This is a genomic window from Microcoleus sp. MON2_D5 (assembly GCF_036701905.1).
GTDB lineage: Bacteria > Cyanobacteriota > Cyanobacteriia > Cyanobacteriales > Microcoleaceae > Microcoleus.
Window position 1 is genome coordinate 17,706 of sequence record NZ_JAUBRM010000015.1, and the last position, 15,970, is coordinate 33,675.

Below are 15,970 nucleotides of genomic sequence, written 5' to 3' on the forward strand. Positions count from 1 at the left end.
GGTTGGGGCTTTGTTTAGGCTTTAAATTTGTTTAAGTCTCGTTAACTGGACTCCAGCCGCCCAAAATTGAGCGGCAAACCATCCTGAAATACCAGCAATTCTCCCGGCTGAATTTGCGTCCAAACTTCGTTATCGGTCAGCGGAAAAGTGGCAATAACAGCCACGCGATCGTCCTCGTTGGTCAATTCCCGAAAATCGACTGTTACATCTTCGTCGATCGAGTGAGCGCTAGCAAAAGGTGCTTGTCGCACAATATAATGCAAATTAGTAGAACAGTGGGTGAACAAGTGTTCTCCATCGGAAAGTAAATAATTAAAAATTCCGTGTTGTGCCAAAGTCTTAGTAATTTCATCGAGAACCGGGTAAATTTCCGCTAAAGCAGGCTTACTTTGAGGAAAAGTGGAGCGCAGCTTTTCTAATATCAAACAGAATGCTTTTTCGCTGTCAGTTTTGCCAACAGGTTTGTAAACTCCGGCACATTCTGGATAAAAATTTTCGAGATTTCCGTTGTGAGCAAACACCCAATAACGTCCCCAAAGTTCCCGAATAAAAGGGTGGCAGTTTTCCAGAGCAATTTCGCCTTGCGTAGCTTTGCGGATGTGAGCAATGACGTTAGTTGAATGAATGGGATAGCGACGCACTACTTCTGCAACCGGAGAAGCAATCGCAGGTTTAGAGTCTATAAAAAGGCGACATCCCAAACCTTCAAAGAAAGCAATTCCCCAACCGTCTTGATGAACGTCTGTTTTGCCCCCCCTTGCAGAAAAACCCTCAAAAGAAAAGCAAATATCTGTCGGAACATTGCAGTTCATTCCCAGTAATTGGCACATAGCTTTTAAGTCTTTGGAGTGTGGATCGATCGCGCAGCTATTGGCAGCTACAGATTTGCGGTGATAATATTATAGTATTAAGGGGTTCAATAAGTTAAATATACTTAGTATTTTTGCTGGGTCAACGGTAATGATACTGAAGCCAAAAACTTGGCGAGCGCTACAAAAATCGCTCGTGTTTCCCTGCGAACGATGTTAACCGATAAATCGCTGTACACTTTTTCCCGTGTTGACAGCGAGTATAAAATGTTAGCCGAGATCCGGGAACGAATTGATAGGACTTTGATGGTTTGGCAGCACCGTTTGAAGGCATATAACAATCAGCCGGTCATTCACATCATCAAAAATTAGGGAAAGATTAGTTTGCTTAAATGCTCTGGGAAATGAATCTGGTGTTTATGAGTGGTGCTGAAAAAAAAGATATATACTGTATAAAAAGCTAAGCAATGGTGTATTTTGGTTTCGATTATATCCGCCCCCCACACCATTAATATTACTACTTAACTATCCGAGCGAGAGCGAGATGTTTTGATTAAAATTAAAGGCAATGACATAGGAATGTCTGAGGAAATAATATTGCAGATTTTAGATTTTTTCTTCATTATAAAATAAAAAAAAAAAACGGGAACCGGATAGTCAATCAGGCGTCACATAGGGAAAGAAACCGAGGACGGCACTTTGACTTGTTCGTCGGTTTTGGGAGAATGAATGCAATTTACGATCGCCCTTCATCTGGAATAGTGCCTCAAGCGTAGCTACCCCGTAGGAAATCACGCTTAGTCTCACTTTTTTGGCTTTTTTATCACAAAGTATAAGCAGCAGGAAAAATCATAAGTGCGATCGACAAATTTGGAAAATCTTTAGCAGCTTAATACTAGGATTCGGATTGCTGGCATTATTCAGCATTCCAGCCTTAGCAGAAACTACTGATCCTGAAACAACAGCAAATAGTGCAAATTCGGAAGCTCCAGTTAATGAATGGTATCAATTACCCGCACCGACAAATAATCTAGCGGATAATTTCGATCGTAATCCCGATCGCAAATTAGTCGAAAAATCTGACAATGTAGAGGAAACTTCACCGCTAAACCCCACATCGGAGCCGCCCGTACCTATCGCGAGTGAGATAGAAACTCCCCTATCCGAAGCCAGCGAAACGCAGCCCGCCCCAATACCCGCATTAGTTGAAGAAAATAAATTAGAAAATCCCCCATTAGTTTACCCTGGTGACAACTCACTAGAACAAGTTACATCTGTTTCCCAACTCAGCGACGTACAGCCAACAGACTGGGCATTTCAAGCATTGCAATCCTTAGTAGAAAGATACGGCTGCATAGCTGGATACCCCGACGGAACCTATCGCGGAAACCGCGCTATAACGCGCTATGAATTTGCAGCCGGAGTCAATGCTTGTTTAGATACAATCCGCGAGTCCATCGCCAAATCAAATGAAAGTCTAGCTAAGCGAGACGACTTAATAAAACTACAAAAATTGCAAGAAGAATTTGCAGCCGAAATGGCCACAATGCGAGGCCGAGTGGATGTGCTAGAAGCGCGAGCTACCGAACTAGAAGCCAATCAATTTTCAACAACAACTCAGCTATCAGGATTCACCGTTTTTGGAATACAAGGGCGCACTCCCAACCGTGCAGATCGCGCTCCAAGAGACGGCAAAAGGGATACCGAAGACCCCGGTACAAATGTCAACTCGATCAACTTCACTCAATTATATTTAACCACACAATTTAGTCCTAGAAGTAACTTATTAATCGGTTTTTACAACCAGAACGGAACCAATTCACCACAATTAACCGAAGACGTAAACGTTGCTTATAATTTAGGAGAAACTGCTGGATTTACTATCAGCGACCTCAACTACCGCTTTCTGGTCGGTGACAAATTGGCAGTGTTTGCAGGGACAGCAGGAGTTAACATGGTAACTGGTTTTCGAGGGCCGAATCGGGCCGAAAGTGCAGCTTCCGGTCCCCTTTCTGCGTTCGCCCAAAGAAACCCAATTTTGAACACTGGTTTGGGTTTAGGTGGCATCGGCCTTGACTGGCAATTTGCGAATCGAGCCAGTTTGCAAGCAGTTTATTCTACTAACATTCCCGGATTTTTTCTCAGTTCTAACGGGTCTCAAGGTCACAATACATTGGGCGTACAACTAACTCTAACGCCAGCAGATCCAGTAGATGTTACTGTCTATTATGTTAACGATTATTCGCCCGATGGTAATTTGATTAGTTTGGCAGGCGATCGCCTATTGACTGCTATCAATCCTAGCACAAATAAGTCCGAACCTTTGCAAACAAACGCAGTGGGAGCAACTTTAAATTGGCGCATTTCATCGAGAATTTCTCTGGGAGGTTGGGCTGGTTATACTAATTCTCGCATTCCGGGTAAATCTGGTACACTAGCAACTACAAATTATATGGTTTTTGTAAATTTTCCCGATTTGTTTAAAGCAGGAAACTTAGGAGGAATTTATATCGGGCAACCGCCTAAAATTGTCAGCAGCAATTTACCTACAGGCAATAACGTTCCTGATTTTTTAGATACGGGTTTAGGGCGATCGGGCGGGCAACCCGGAACCACTACTCATGTAGAGGTATTCTACCGCTGGCAGGTGAATGATAATATCACTGTCACCCCTGGATTGATTTTAATTTTTCAACCCGGTCACACTCCCGATAGCGACCCGATCTCAGTTGGTGTATTGAGAACTTCATTCTCCTTTTAAGAGTTTAATCCTGTGGGGCCGGGTTTAGTAGATCGCCCACTGCAAACAATTTTGGCGAACCCGCCCCACACGAACGAACCACAAGAAAATTTAATGGTAGTCCTATTTAGTAAAGGATAGAGAAAAAGCAGACATATTCAACAACTAGAAGGCTCAGAACGAATCAGTGCATTGTAGTGATGGATGAAATTCCAGATTGCGCCAATGTGATTGTCTAACTTCTTAGAGAACGATAATGTCCTTCTTACTAGCCGTGACACTCGTTGCCGCAAAGTGTTATTGAATCGTTCTATGTAACTGGTCAATCCACTGTCCTTGCCTACGGCTCGATGACGTTTGCTCGGCAGTGCTGTTTCATAGGCCTGCCAGTAATCGGTATAGATGACGGCACATTGTCGCTACACAGGCGGCAGCGAGGCCCATAATGCCCTTGCAGCATCCAAGCGAACGATCGCCGATATAGCAACCGACAATCTCACGGGTTGTGACATCTTGGGCAAGCCACACCCACTGCTTGTTGCCTTTATCATCCACGAAGGACCACAACTCATCCATCTGCACCGTTAGTTGTCCCTGGGTTTTGGGCTTTACCTGCACTTGTTGCGGCCCGGCGCAGCGTAGCAAGCGTTGACATATCCTTGCAACCAGTCCTCCGACACTTCCATCACACGGGCGATTCCGGCTAGGGGAAGTTTCTCTCTTTTGCAAGCGATCGATCATCGCTTTACGGTCTGGGTCAATCGGCTTCCACTGCGGATTCTCAACGAATTGACGACCACAATCACGACATTTGTAGTTTTGTTTTCCTCGGCGGGTCGTGCCGTTCTTCATGATGTCATCACAACCACAGCTTGGGCAGAGTAGGTAAAGTTTCACGGCGCAAAAGTGAGACATACAACTCCATGCTAACTACTTGGTTGAGTCGATGGGAGGTATTATCCTCCGCACCTCTCAGTTAGATCCGGACGTGCGATTTTCACCGCATCCGGCTCCCGATGTTCTTGGCTTGCGCCTTTGCTCATGTGGAGATAATCGTGGCAGCTTTCGTGAACCGCTAGAAGGTTGTTTATTTTCCAATTACTGTGGCAACCATCTACATGATGCAGATGTACCTTTTCATCGCCTAGCATTTTTAAGCCACATTTTCCACATTTATGGTTTTGCCGTTTTAAGGCTTTAGAGGTTTCGCCGTTATAGAGCTTACTGTTACGCTCACTCCAGTAGGCTATATCTCCGTCGTAAGGTGATTTCTCCCCTTTGACATTGACAAATTTGTTTTCGGAGAAAGAAACCGATGGGAATGCTTTGTCAAGCAGTTTCTTGCTGGTGTATCGAGTTTGTTTTGGTTCCTTATTGAATACCTTGAAAGCTCTTATTTTGATGTGGTATAGCGAGTTTCGCGATCCGTCCATCTTGCAATAGCGGTGGTAATTTCTCCAACCTCTAACCACAGGGGCTAATTTCTCAGCTTTGACCGTGGCACCATAATTCGAGTTGTTGACGATGTGTTTTACCTTCTGACGGAATGCTTTAAAATTGTCCGCTGATGGAACGCATCTAAATTTCCCGTTGTTTTGCACTTTGAAATGCCAACCGAGGAAGTCAAATCCATCTGTCGTAGCTGTTAGCTTAGTTTTCTTTTCACTAACCTTCATTCCTCGTTCTGCCAGAAATTCGCTGACTTTATCAAGTATTGCCTCCGCATCATGTTTGGGTTTCAGAATTATTACCATGTCATCCGCATAGCGAACTGATTGGTGTATTTCCTCAATCCCATTGAGAGCAATATTGGCTAGTAATGGACTTACCACGCCCCCTTGCGGGGTTCCTTGTTCTGGAAATTCTGGATTGACTCCTGATTTTAGACAGCGGAATATTCCGGTCTTGATGCCTTTTGGGGCGATGAGTCGTTCCATGATGCTGGTGTGGCTTATCCTGTCGAAGCATTTTTCGATATCGAGTTCTATGACTCGCTTTTCTATTCCGTTGGCTTTTGAGCTTAGATTTATGAAAAGGAATTTCTGCGCGTCATGCGCTGACCTCCCTGGTCTGAATCCATAACTCCGAGCGTGAAAAGTTGCTTCGTGTGCTGGCTCGCTTCGCGTATTTTGCGAGGCATTGCCACGCTCTATCGGCGATAGTTGGTATCTTAAGGAGGCGGGTACTCCCATCCTTTTTAGGGATTGGTATTGAGCGTAACTTCTGGTGTTTCCAGTTGTTACTTTTAACTCTGAGTTCTTCACTCAGAGCAAACCTTTCCTCAAATGTGAGTGAGGCTTTTTTATCGATTACCGCAGTCTTTTTGCCAGCATTTAGTTGAGTTACTTGACGTATCGCCAACATTCTTGCAGCCCGAGATTTCAGAATTAGCTTTTGAAGGGACTTTGCTTTGGGCTTGTCTCCAACCTGAATCGCTTTATACACGCGCTTTTGTAGGCGGAATAAATCACGGCGGAATTTCTTCCACGGTAACGTTTTCCAAGATTCACTAACATTGCTGCTGTGTCTAATCATGCTCTGCTCTAGTTTGTGTACTCTGAACACCTCAGACCAATTACGGTCTGTCCTACCCGAAGGGAGGGGGTTCCGCTGCTCGTCTAGCCTACGAAAGGGTTCGACTTCCCCTTGACCCTCAATTCGTTTTTCTTCGTTCCCTCGGTTAGATTGATTGTTCCTTTAGGTGGGGCCAATTTAACTACTGGATTCCCTGGACTCTTGCCGATATTAGAAAAAGATTCGGCGGGAATGAACTCCAGTGGAGTCGGGAGTTTTGGTCTGTGTCCCGCTCAAGACTAAGTTACTTTTCTAGGCTCTGTTTTCACCATCGGAACTCCCCATTAACGCCAGTGTCACCTCACATTAGATGTCTGATTGCGTCCTGTTCCCAGCTTCACTCTCCGAGAATCGAGCTTGGTCGGTGTGGGCAGATAGGGAGTCATACCTGAGTCTGGCAGAAGGGACTTGCACCCTTATCAGACCGAGAGTTCAGCCTTGTGGCTGGAAACGTTATGTGTCGGGTTTTCACCGTGATTTACGCTTCAACGAATCGCACTCTCCCTGCCTTTACAAAATAGCACTACCAATTTAATTTTGTGGAATCGAAATCCTGCCTGTTAAGCGAGAAATGTGTTCTTCGGTCAGCCGACAGTAATTAAAACTCCAGCGGGATGTCCTAATATTTTTTCTAAGTAAAAACCCCCTATCTTTACTGAAACTTTACACTTAATAGTAATTTATCCGTTTTTATGTTTTTTTCCTCCATACAAATACGTAATTATTAAGTTTAAAAACATACGCATTAACACGCTTGAAGTATAATTTTTTCTAACTTAATCTATTATTAAGAAGCAGTAGTAATACTTCTTTAAGTTTAGGTTTAGATAAATATGATTAAATCCACGGGCTATTTTTGGTGTCTGAGCTTTGCTGTAATTTCTGCTATAGCTGCCTATCCGTGTCAGGCACAAACGACGGTAAAATCGCCGATAAATGTAACTAAAACACAGGATCTCACCAGTACCGAGTCACCCGAGGTTACTAACAGTTCTGTTAGCAACCTCGGCAAAACTCCTAACAATTCTAAATCTTTTACCGTCTCAGAATTGAATAGCACACCTCCTAACTCTAGTTCTCCTATAACAACTCCTCAAAATCAATCTGCACGCACAAATCCATTAGGATGCAGATTTTTTGATATTCCTTCAATGCAACAATAAATTTTCCTGCATCTCTTGATAAATAGAATACCCTAGCTGAATAGAGGGCAATTGTTTTTGAGCATCGCCCTCTCTTTGCGCGATCTTACTTGCTAAGAAAATTATATGTAGTAAAAAGGATTGATGAAATTAACTCTAGTTTAAATATTATCGGGGAAAGTCTGAAAGTTGTTTGATATCCTTCAAAACTATTTGAGGCTTCCCTTTGTACTGTTCTACCTTCCCACTGACATACACATATCCCCGTCCCAGACCCGCATAGCGCTTCTCGATTAGCCGCTTCAAGGGAGCCATTTCATCAGTTTCAGCATCTGGTATCCACAAATCTAATTTATGATACACCGAACCAGCATAAATTAGAGCGCTGCTGCCGATCCATTTATTAATTCCCGCCTGCAAATCGCAGAAAATAGTAAGAGATTTAGCTCTCTCAGAAGCCGCTAATATTTTCGGGTAGTGCAATCTGAGAGAAAGCGCTCCTGCGGTTGCTTCGGTCAACCGAAACTCTTCAACAATCGAGCCTCGCATCGACCACCAAGGCAGTAAATTACCATAGTTGCGAGAGGGGACTTTGGCATTGGTAATCGGATTCCAAATCATCAGATTGTAAGCTTTTGCTGCCGATTCTGCCTCAGTCATTTGTCGGTGATACAATCTGGATCGCCCGTATTTCACAAAGTAGGGACTCCAGCCTTCTGCAATCAGTTTAAGATTGTAATTTTCTCCATCTTTATGTACGTAACAGAGGAGACGCCCGTAGTTGTCGCGGTGTTTTTGTAGAGCCACTTCAACCGAATCGTCTGTATCAAATTCTATGTCAATTTGAGCAAGTCCACCATCTGCTGTCGCGAAGTATTTTTTAGCCATTTCCGAAGCTGCTTTGCCCGCCACAGTTACAGGTTTGGAGCCTCCAGAATGACTTTCTTCTGTATCGACGCAAATCAGTCGCAGAGACTCGGTTTTGCCCTTGAGAGAAATTTTGATACTGTCGCCATCAACTACTTTAGTTACTTGCAGGTTCGGAATTCTGGTTGCCATATTTTGAACCCTGTTGCACTTGAGATTTCATGCAGGTATCGGTTGAATTATACACGAGTTCGCTATCAATAGCAACGGTAATTTTTGTTGTTTGTATTAATATTTGTCAACTGTGGCGTATTTTATCAAGTCGGGGAAAAAATCTCGAAAATCTGATTCTAATCGCTGATAGTTAGCTGTCAAATCTTCTATGCCGCTTGCCAAGTTATTTGTCCGTTTGATTCTGGCAGACATTCTTGTAAGAGTGATGCCGATTTCGGCAATTTCCTGATAAGATGAAAGCAAGTCGCGGGCAATAATTGTTGGCAGCACCCGCTGGAGAGATTCAGGCAATATATCGCGGTTGTCTTGCAGGACTTTATACACATGGCGAGAAAAATCTGGGAGCGGAATTTCTGAATATTCCCGCCAATTTTTAGCCAAGAAGTGGTCGTAAAACACGTCTATCAAAACTCCAGCAAACCTGCGTCTCTGAGAAGAAACAAGGCTTTTACTCGATCGCACTATTGCGTGAGAGTCCGTGTAGCTATCTACTTTGCGGTGCAAATCGATGCCCTTTCTAATTTCCTCGGGATAAAGGTTGACTGCCGTTCCTTTGACAAAATCTCCTAAGAGGTTGCCAATCAGGGATTCTGGCGTGCCTTTTGATAAGAATAGATGAGCCAAATAATTCATTGCTACAGTAAAAATATCTAAGATAGCATAATGAGAAACAGTAAGGTGCGGCGAGTCGTGCACCCTACTGCTATTAAGAACCTGCCCTGAAAAAAATCTCCCTACGAACCGCCGCGCAACTTATCCAAAACCGTCCGGTCTTCCAAGGTTGAAGTATCTCCAGAAACCTCTTCTCCCGCAGCTAAAGAACGCAGCAAACGCCGCATAATTTTGCCGCTGCGAGTTTTCGGCAAAGCATCGGTAAATCGAATTTCGCCGGGACGGGCGATCGCCCCAATTTCCTTAACAACGTGCTGCTTCAATTCCTTAGCCAATTCATCGCTAGGTTGCTGCGAGTTGTCCAGCGTGACAAAAGCCACAATGTCCTCACCTTTAATCTCATCCGGTTTACCAACAACCGCAGCTTCCGCCACCGCTGGATGCGATACCAAAGCTGACTCGACTTCCATCGTGCCGAGTCGGTGTCCGGCCACATTAATTACATCGTCAACGCGGCCCATTACCCAGAAATAACCGTCTTTGTCCTTGTGCGCGCCGTCCCCTGCAAAGTACACGAATTCGCCATCTTTCGGGTGCAAATATTCCCAATAAGTGCGGCGGAAGCGATCGGGATCGTTGTAAAGCGTCCGCATCATTCCCGGCCAAGGATGTTTCACCACTAAATAACCGCCGCTTTCGTTAGTTACTGGTTCGCCATCTTGGTCAACAACATCGACCACAATTCCGGGGAACGGTAGGGTTGCAGAACCGGGTTTTGTAGGAATTGCACCGGGCAAAGCGGTAATCATAATTCCCCCGGTTTCTGTTTGCCACCAAGTATCGACGATCGGACAATTCGAGTTGCCAATTACTCGTTGATACCACATCCAAGCTTCAGGATTGATCGGTTCGCCGACGGTTCCTAACAATCGTAAAGATGACAAATTGCGCGCGTTGGGCAAGTGTTCGCCCATTTTCATGAATGTTCTGATCGCAGTGGGTGCAGTGTAGAAAACGGTGACGCCGTATTTTTCGATCACATCCCAAAAACAGCCTGGGTTGGACGCGCGGGGCGCACCTTCGTACATGATTGTGGTCGCGCCGTTGGAAAGCGGGCCGTAGACTATGTAACTGTGGCCTGTAATCCAGCCTACGTCTGCGGTGCACCAGTAGACATCGGTATCTTGGAGGTCGAAGATCCACTTGGTTGTCATGTGGGTGTAAAGGTTGTAGCCACCTGTGGTGTGGACGACTCCTTTCGGTTTGCCGGTACTGCCGCTGGTGTAGAGTACGAAGAGCATATCTTCGCTGTCCATCGGTTCGGCGGGGCAGTCGGCGGAGGCGTCTTTTTGCAACTCGTGCCACCAAAGATCGCGCCCGGGTTCCATGTGTACTTGCTGTTTGGTACGCTGGACGACGATAACGTTGGTAACGCTGGGTGTGACGTTGTTGGCGAGGGCTTTGTCTACTTGTTCTTTGAGGCCAACTGCTGCATCTTTGCGGAAGCCACCGTCAGCGGTGATCACGAGTTTTGCTTGGCCGTCGTTTAGCCGATCGCGCAAAGCTTCTGCACTAAATCCGCCAAAAACAACGCTGTGTACGGCACCGATTCTGGCGCAGGCTAGCATGGCGATCGCAGCTTCGGGAATCATCGGCATATAAATGCCGACGCGATCGCCCTTTTGGACTCCCAATTGTTTGATGACGTTCGCCATTTGGCAGACTTCGCGGTGGAGTTGGGCGTAGGTGAGGGTGCGGGAGTCTCCGGGTTCGCCTTCCCAAATCAGGGCGGCTTTATTTTTGCGCCAAGTGGTTAAGTGGCGATCGAGACAATTGTAAGAAATATTAATTTTACCGTTGACAAACCATTTAGCAAAAGGCGGCTGCCAGTCGAGCACACTATCCCAGTTTTGGAACCAGTGCAATTCTTGGGCCGCGAGTTCTGCCCAAAATGCTTGGGGGTCAGCTTTGGCTTTGTCGTAGAGGGCTTGGTACTCTTCTAGGCTTTTGATGTGAGCTTTTTGGGAGAATTCAGCGGGCGGCTGAAATAGCCGTTTTTCTTGCAGAATTGATTCGATGGTATCTTGTGACATTGCTTTTAACTTTAACTTCGGTTAGTCTTTGTAACTATTGTTTGCATAAGTTGGGGCAAAAGTATGTTTATTTTCCTTAAGACTTTGGAGAATTTTGTAAGAGGTTGAAAGCTGGTTCTTTTTTTGCTTGCAGATGAAGGCCGATTAACGCAGATCAAGAGATTTTTTTAGCATATTAAATGCTTGATAATTCTTAGTAATTATTATGCTACACAGTTTTAAACTGTACTTTTTTGTAAATTATATTAGCTATAATTAGGTATTTAGTAAAATTTAATTAAATGAAAGCTATGACGCAAAATTTAGAAGCAAGCCAACTTTCTCTAAACGACGTTCGCCGCCTTTTCAAATTGGAAAGACAAACAGGAGGAGGTTTTACTGATTTTTTCTCTCTGGAACCTCTGACGGATTTTGAACAGCAGGAATTATTGCTAATCGGTAATCACTTTTGGCGTCATCTAGAAGCAGGGAAAGTTTCTGCAAAAATGGTTAAGTTTTTAGTGCTTTCACCATTAATGAGATTAGCAGGATTTTTTGATATTTCGCTCGTGCTGACAATGGAAGATAGCATCCCGATCGAGGTTGAGGATGGGGATACTTTAATTAAAGGGCGCTTGGATGTTTTAGCCGTAAATCAGCCGGATGCAGAGCTCGCGGCTGTACAGTTTTGGATTTTGGTCGTGGAGGCGAAAAATAGTGCGATCGCACCTTTGACTGGTTTGCCGCAACTCCTGACTTATACTTATAAAAGTTTGCAGCAGCAATCGTCTGTTTGGGGATTGACGACGAATGGTGAAAGTTATCGCTTTGTGCGGGTGACGCGGGGAAATCCTTGCACTTATCAGATTTTACCGGAATTGAATTTGATTGACCCAGAGCGATCGCTCTTGTTAGCGCAAGTATTGAAAGCTATTTGCAAGTTGCAGAATGTGCAGTTGCAGTTGGCTTAACAAGGGCGATCGCATCCGATGTTATGGTGACGGTGGAGTCGTGTGCTCGATCGGTGGATTTGGCGGTTGTTGGGTATTTTGAGTGCTGATGTACGTTGTTGCTAACGGAATTAGGGCAATGGCGATCGGTACTACAACTTTCTCGATCGACCACTTGATGTTGGAGTTGTCAGATTTTTTCACTTGATTTACCTTTTTAGCTGATGTATTCTTCTTGGGCAGCAGGTTTAAGTTTTTCATTTAGTTAATTCCAATGTCTACAATTTCGATAATAAACTCACTTTCTTACTATTATTTAATAGACAAATAAATTAGACAAAGTTGTCAATTGCCTGGGAATGATCCAATTTGTTCACAATTGAGTTGAAGGGTTTGTGAAAAAAAATTCACAAATTAGCTGGTGTTTGTAAATTTGTGAAATTAAACTGACTATCGGGGCTGAAGCTGACAACTGTGGTAAATTAGTAAGAGTGGTAGGTAAAGTGTTAAGGCAGGTATGCGGAGCATGAATCAAAAAGAGTTTGATGCCATTTATCCAAAAGAGCTAAACCCCATACAGCATAAGGTATTAGATATGTGGTTGCAAGGGAAGTCAGAGGAAGCGATCGCTACATCATTATACGTCACAAAACCAGATGTCAGACACCATATTTCAGAGATTTGCAAGTTATTTGGTTTTAAAAATAAAGCGGGCGAACGTTTCCGACAGCGCCATAAATTAATCCCGCTATTTGCCAAGTATCAACCTGATTTAGTTAGCGATCAATTAAAAGCAACTTGTGGAATTTCCCCTGACAATCCCGAACAAGTTGAATTATACTATGTAGAGCGCGGTTGCGAAGATAAATGTTATGATAAAATTTTAGAAAATGGAGCGCTCATTCGGATTAAAGCTCCTCAAAAAATGGGCAAGAGTTTACTGGTGGATAAAATTCTCGCTCGCGCGTCGCAAGAAGGTTACAAAATTGCAATCCTCAGTTTTGAGGAAGCTGACAGTGAAGTTTTGGGGGATTACCGGAAATTATTGCAGTGGTTGTGTGTTACTCTGGGCGAATTACTGGAGTTGGAGAATAAATTACGGGAACATTGGGATGACACTTTAGGCGGTATTAACCCTAACGTCACTAAATATTTAGAAAGGTATTTATTCAAAGATTTTTCTCAACCTTTGGTACTGGTATTAGAGAAAGTAGACTTGGTTTTTGAGCAAGCTAGTTTTAATGTTGATTTTTGTCGCTTACTGCGTGGGTGGAATGATGCAGCTAAAAGGAATGATCGCCGCAGTGCAATCTGGCAAAAAATCCGGTTAATTGTCGTTCACGCTACAGAAGTTTACAGTTCTCTTGATATCAACTCATCCCCTTTGGCGGGAGTTGGGTTGACTGTACCTTTGCCAGATTTTACCCCGGAAAAAGTGCAGCAGTTAGCGGGGCAGTATCGACACAATTGGCTGAGTAAAGACGATATTCAACAACTTATGCTAATGTTTGGTGGTTATCCTTATCTGGTGCAAACTGCTTTTGCTTACCTGCAAACTCCTCAATCTTCTTTGACTAAGCTTTTGGAAATTTCACCTACTGAACAAAGTCCCTTTATTAATCACTTGCGAGAACTTTTAGGCAAGCTCAAACTCTGTCCCGAACTCGCAAACGTTTACCGAGAAGTTGTAACTAAAAATCAACCGATCAGCCTGGAAACTCATCAAATATTTAAGTTAGAAAGTATGGGATTGGTGCGAGTAGAACATAATGATTGTTTTCCCCGCTGCGATTTGTACCGTCAATATTTCTCGGTGCGTCTATGACTTATCAGTATATAGCTGAATCAACTCTCCCAGAAGATACCCAAACCTATGTAACGCGAGAAGCTGATAGCCAGCTTTATCAAGCGTTGCTTGAAGGTAAACTCTGTTATGTTTTTAATTCTCGCAAAATAGGTAAGTCTAGCTTAGCGCTTCAAACTATCAAGCGACTGCGAACCGCAGGCATTGTATCGGTTTTTATTGACTTGTCTGGCGACGAGACGAAGTTAGAGCATCCCGAACAGTGGTATGCTAATATACTTGATACTTGGGCTTATGAATTAGACCTTGATGTTAATTTAAAAAGCTGGTTGGAGGAACGAAATTGGCTGTCTCCCTTGCGTAGATTTCGGGAGTTTATTGAATCCGTGATGCTGTCGCAAGTTCCCGAAAAAATAGTTATTTTTATAGATGAAATAGATAGCGTTCTCAGTTTGAATTTTTCGGCAGACGATCTATTTGCTTTTATCAGAAGCTGCTACAATCGCCGTACCCAAAATGCAGACTACAATCGCATCACTTTTTGTCTTTTGGGCGTGGCAACACCTTCAGTTTTGATTCAAGATAAAAAGCGCACCCCCTTTAATATCGGTCAAGCGATTGAATTAAAAGGTTTTACTCAGGAACAAGCTGCACCTTTAGCGAAAGGCTTAGAAGGAAAAGTCGATCGTCCGATTCAGGTTTTAAATGACATTATAGACTGGACGGGCGGACAGCCTTTTTTGACTCAAAAACTTTGTAAAATTGTCCTAGAACAAGCAGAAACCAGCAATCCTGACATTACCGAACTGGTACAAGCTTACATTATTAACAATTGGGAAGAGAACGACAATCCCGAACACCTCGGAACAATTCGCGATCGCATCCTCAGCAACCAACAGCGTACCAGTCAACTGCTCGGCATCTATCAGCAAATTATTACCCCCCCTAACCCCCCCTTGGTAAGGGGGGGGAAAGATAGCACTAATAACCCCCCCTTGGTAAGGGGGGGGAAAGATAGCACTAATTCTTCTTTAATAAGGGGTGAGAGAGATAGCTCTAATCCTCCCTTAGCAGAGGAGGAAAAAGACAATCTTACTCCCCCCCGAAGCTCGGGGGGGCAGGGGGGGGTCGCCGCTGATAACAGTCCCGAGCAAATGGAGTTACAGTTATCGGGGTTAGTTGTTAAAAAACACGGTCAACTGCAAGTTTACAACCGTATTTATCCAGAAATATTTAACCTCGATTGGGTACAGCAAGAATTAGCAAAACTCCGCCCCTACGAGGAAAACATCGCCGCTTGGAAAGCCTCAAATCATCAAGATACTTCCCGACTGTTGCGCGGCAAAGCGTTGGATGATGCGTTGCAGTGGAAAGTGGGGAAACGTTTAAGCGATGAGGATAATGATTTTTTAGATGCCTGTAGAGCTGATGAACTGCAAGAACTTAAAAAAAATAATGAATTATTAATAAAATTCCGTAAACAATTTAGGGAAGTTTTCCAAATCGAAGAAGCTGGACGCAATGCCTTAAAGCTTTTTCAGTCGGATGGAAAGCAAATAGAAGCCTTGCGGGCAGCTATCAAAGCAGGAGAAGATTTAAAGAAGTGGATACCAGATAATCCCCCGCTTTCCGAATATCCCGTTACCAATTCTCTGTTAGTTTTGCAGATGATTCTTGCTAAAATCCGCGAACGGTGCCAGTTTGTCGCACATTATGGCTCGGTAAGAAGTGTCAGTTTTAGCCTCACAGGGGATGCGATCGCTACTGCCTCATCTGACAACACTGTGAAATTGTGGGACTTGCAAGGCAACTGCTTGGTAACATTCACCGGACATAATAACTCGGTAACAAGTGTCAGTTTTAGCCCCACAGGACATACGATCGCTACTGCCTCATCTGACACAACTGCCAAATTGTGGGACTTGCAAGGCAACTGCTTGGTAACATTCACCGGACATAATAACTGGGTAACAAGTGTCAGTTTTAGCCCCACAGGAGATAGGATCGCTACTGCCTCATCTGACAACACTGTGAAATTGTGGGACTTGCAAGGCAACTGCTTGGTAACATTCACCGGACATAATAACTCGGTAACAAGTGTCAGTTTTAGCCCCACAGGAGATAGGATCGCTACTGCCTCATCTGACAACACTGTGAAATTGTGGG

General features: G+C 44.1%; 11 protein-coding genes and 3 pseudogenes. 4 read left to right on the top strand and 10 right to left on the bottom strand.

Annotated features, from left to right (window positions below; genetic code table 11):
* Nucleotides 1–41 precede the first annotated feature (41 nt).
* The gene (locus QUA47_RS07610; RefSeq protein ID WP_333430293.1) at nucleotides 42–830 is read right to left on the bottom strand and encodes a class II glutamine amidotransferase; all 789 of its coding nucleotides are present in this window, start codon (nucleotides 828–830) and stop codon (nucleotides 42–44) included.
* Between the two features lie 886 nt (nucleotides 831–1,716).
* On the opposite strand from QUA47_RS07610, the gene QUA47_RS07615 reads away from it, so the two are divergent.
* Entirely contained in the window at nucleotides 1,717–3,570 is a 1,854-nt protein-coding gene (locus QUA47_RS07615; protein ID WP_333430294.1) for an iron uptake porin, read from the top strand.
* Nucleotides 3,571–3,728: 158 nt separating this feature from the next.
* On the opposite strand, the pseudogene QUA47_RS07620 reads toward QUA47_RS07615, so the two are convergent.
* The 8 genes and pseudogenes from QUA47_RS07620 to acs form a co-directional block, all read right to left on the bottom strand.
* Nucleotides 3,729–3,953 (bottom strand): annotated as a pseudogene (locus QUA47_RS07620) (IS1 family transposase); the annotation flags it as partial.
* Nucleotides 3,925–4,368, bottom strand: a pseudogene (locus QUA47_RS07625) (IS1 family transposase); the annotation flags it as partial. The pseudogenes QUA47_RS07625 and QUA47_RS07620, both read right to left, overlap by 29 nt.
* A gap of 6 nt (nucleotides 4,369–4,374) precedes the next feature.
* Nucleotides 4,375–4,464: pseudogene (locus tag QUA47_RS30950) on the bottom strand (hypothetical protein); the annotation flags it as partial.
* Between the two features lie 41 nt (nucleotides 4,465–4,505).
* Nucleotides 4,506–5,702, bottom strand: a complete 1,197-nt coding sequence (locus tag QUA47_RS07630) for a reverse transcriptase domain-containing protein (RefSeq protein WP_333430345.1) — start codon at nucleotides 5,700–5,702, stop codon at nucleotides 4,506–4,508.
* Nucleotides 5,599–6,084: a reverse transcriptase N-terminal domain-containing protein gene (locus QUA47_RS07635; protein ID WP_333430296.1), complete on the bottom strand. Its 486-nt coding sequence runs from the start codon at nucleotides 6,082–6,084 to the stop codon at nucleotides 5,599–5,601. Before QUA47_RS07635 ends, QUA47_RS07630 begins: the two co-directional genes overlap by 104 nt.
* Nucleotides 6,085–7,433: 1,349 nt before the next feature.
* Nucleotides 7,434–8,324: a thermonuclease family protein gene (locus tag QUA47_RS07640; protein ID WP_333430297.1), complete on the bottom strand. Its 891-nt coding sequence runs from the start codon at nucleotides 8,322–8,324 to the stop codon at nucleotides 7,434–7,436.
* Nucleotides 8,325–8,420: 96 nt separating this feature from the next.
* Nucleotides 8,421–9,062, bottom strand: a complete 642-nt coding sequence (locus QUA47_RS07645; RefSeq protein WP_333430298.1) for an ACP phosphodiesterase — start codon at nucleotides 9,060–9,062, stop codon at nucleotides 8,421–8,423.
* A gap of 38 nt (nucleotides 9,063–9,100) precedes the next feature.
* Nucleotides 9,101–11,071 carry an acetate--CoA ligase gene (gene acs, locus QUA47_RS07650; protein ID WP_333430299.1) on the bottom strand — a complete coding sequence of 657 codons (1,971 nt, stop codon included), beginning with the start codon at nucleotides 11,069–11,071 and terminating at the stop codon, nucleotides 9,101–9,103.
* Nucleotides 11,072–11,352: 281 nt separating this feature from the next.
* Here acs and QUA47_RS07655 point away from each other — a divergent pair, with 281 nt between their 5' ends.
* The gene (locus QUA47_RS07655; RefSeq protein WP_333430300.1) at nucleotides 11,353–12,021 is read left to right on the top strand and encodes a restriction endonuclease subunit R; all 669 of its coding nucleotides are present in this window, start codon (nucleotides 11,353–11,355) and stop codon (nucleotides 12,019–12,021) included.
* A 21-nt stretch (nucleotides 12,022–12,042) separates the two neighbouring features.
* Here the strand turns inward: QUA47_RS07655 and QUA47_RS07660 are convergent, their stop codons facing one another.
* The gene (locus QUA47_RS07660; RefSeq protein WP_333430301.1) at nucleotides 12,043–12,261 is read right to left on the bottom strand and encodes a hypothetical protein; all 219 of its coding nucleotides are present in this window, start codon (nucleotides 12,259–12,261) and stop codon (nucleotides 12,043–12,045) included.
* Between the two features lie 265 nt (nucleotides 12,262–12,526).
* On the opposite strand from QUA47_RS07660, the gene QUA47_RS07665 reads away from it, so the two are divergent.
* Together QUA47_RS07665 and QUA47_RS07670 are read left to right on the top strand one after the other, a co-directional pair.
* Nucleotides 12,527–13,825 (top strand): AAA-like domain-containing protein, encoded by a 1,299-nt coding sequence (locus QUA47_RS07665; RefSeq protein ID WP_333430302.1) that lies wholly within the window; start codon nucleotides 12,527–12,529, stop codon nucleotides 13,823–13,825.
* The coding region (locus tag QUA47_RS07670; protein ID WP_333430303.1) for an AAA-like domain-containing protein at nucleotides 13,822–15,970 on the top strand (2,149 nt) is incomplete at its 3' end. The genes QUA47_RS07665 and QUA47_RS07670, both read left to right, overlap by 4 nt.

What these genes read in the sequence shown, in the direction of transcription:
- QUA47_RS07610 (WP_333430293.1), bottom strand. Translation starts at nt 830, where the DNA reads ATGTGCCAATTACTGGGAATGAACTGCAATGTTCCGACAGATATTTGC.
- QUA47_RS07635 (WP_333430296.1), bottom strand. Translation starts at nt 6,084, where the DNA reads ATGATTAGACACAGCAGCAATGTTAGTGAATCTTGGAAAACGTTACCG.
- QUA47_RS07640 (WP_333430297.1), bottom strand. Translation starts at nt 8,324, where the DNA reads ATGGCAACCAGAATTCCGAACCTGCAAGTAACTAAAGTAGTTGATGGC.
- acs (WP_333430299.1), bottom strand. Translation starts at nt 11,071, where the DNA reads ATGTCACAAGATACCATCGAATCAATTCTGCAAGAAAAACGGCTATTT.
- QUA47_RS07655 (WP_333430300.1), top strand. Translation starts at nt 11,353, where the DNA reads ATGAAAGCTATGACGCAAAATTTAGAAGCAAGCCAACTTTCTCTAAAC.
- QUA47_RS07660 (WP_333430301.1), bottom strand. Translation starts at nt 12,261, where the DNA reads ATGAAAAACTTAAACCTGCTGCCCAAGAAGAATACATCAGCTAAAAAG.
- QUA47_RS07665 (WP_333430302.1), top strand. Translation starts at nt 12,527, where the DNA reads ATGAATCAAAAAGAGTTTGATGCCATTTATCCAAAAGAGCTAAACCCC.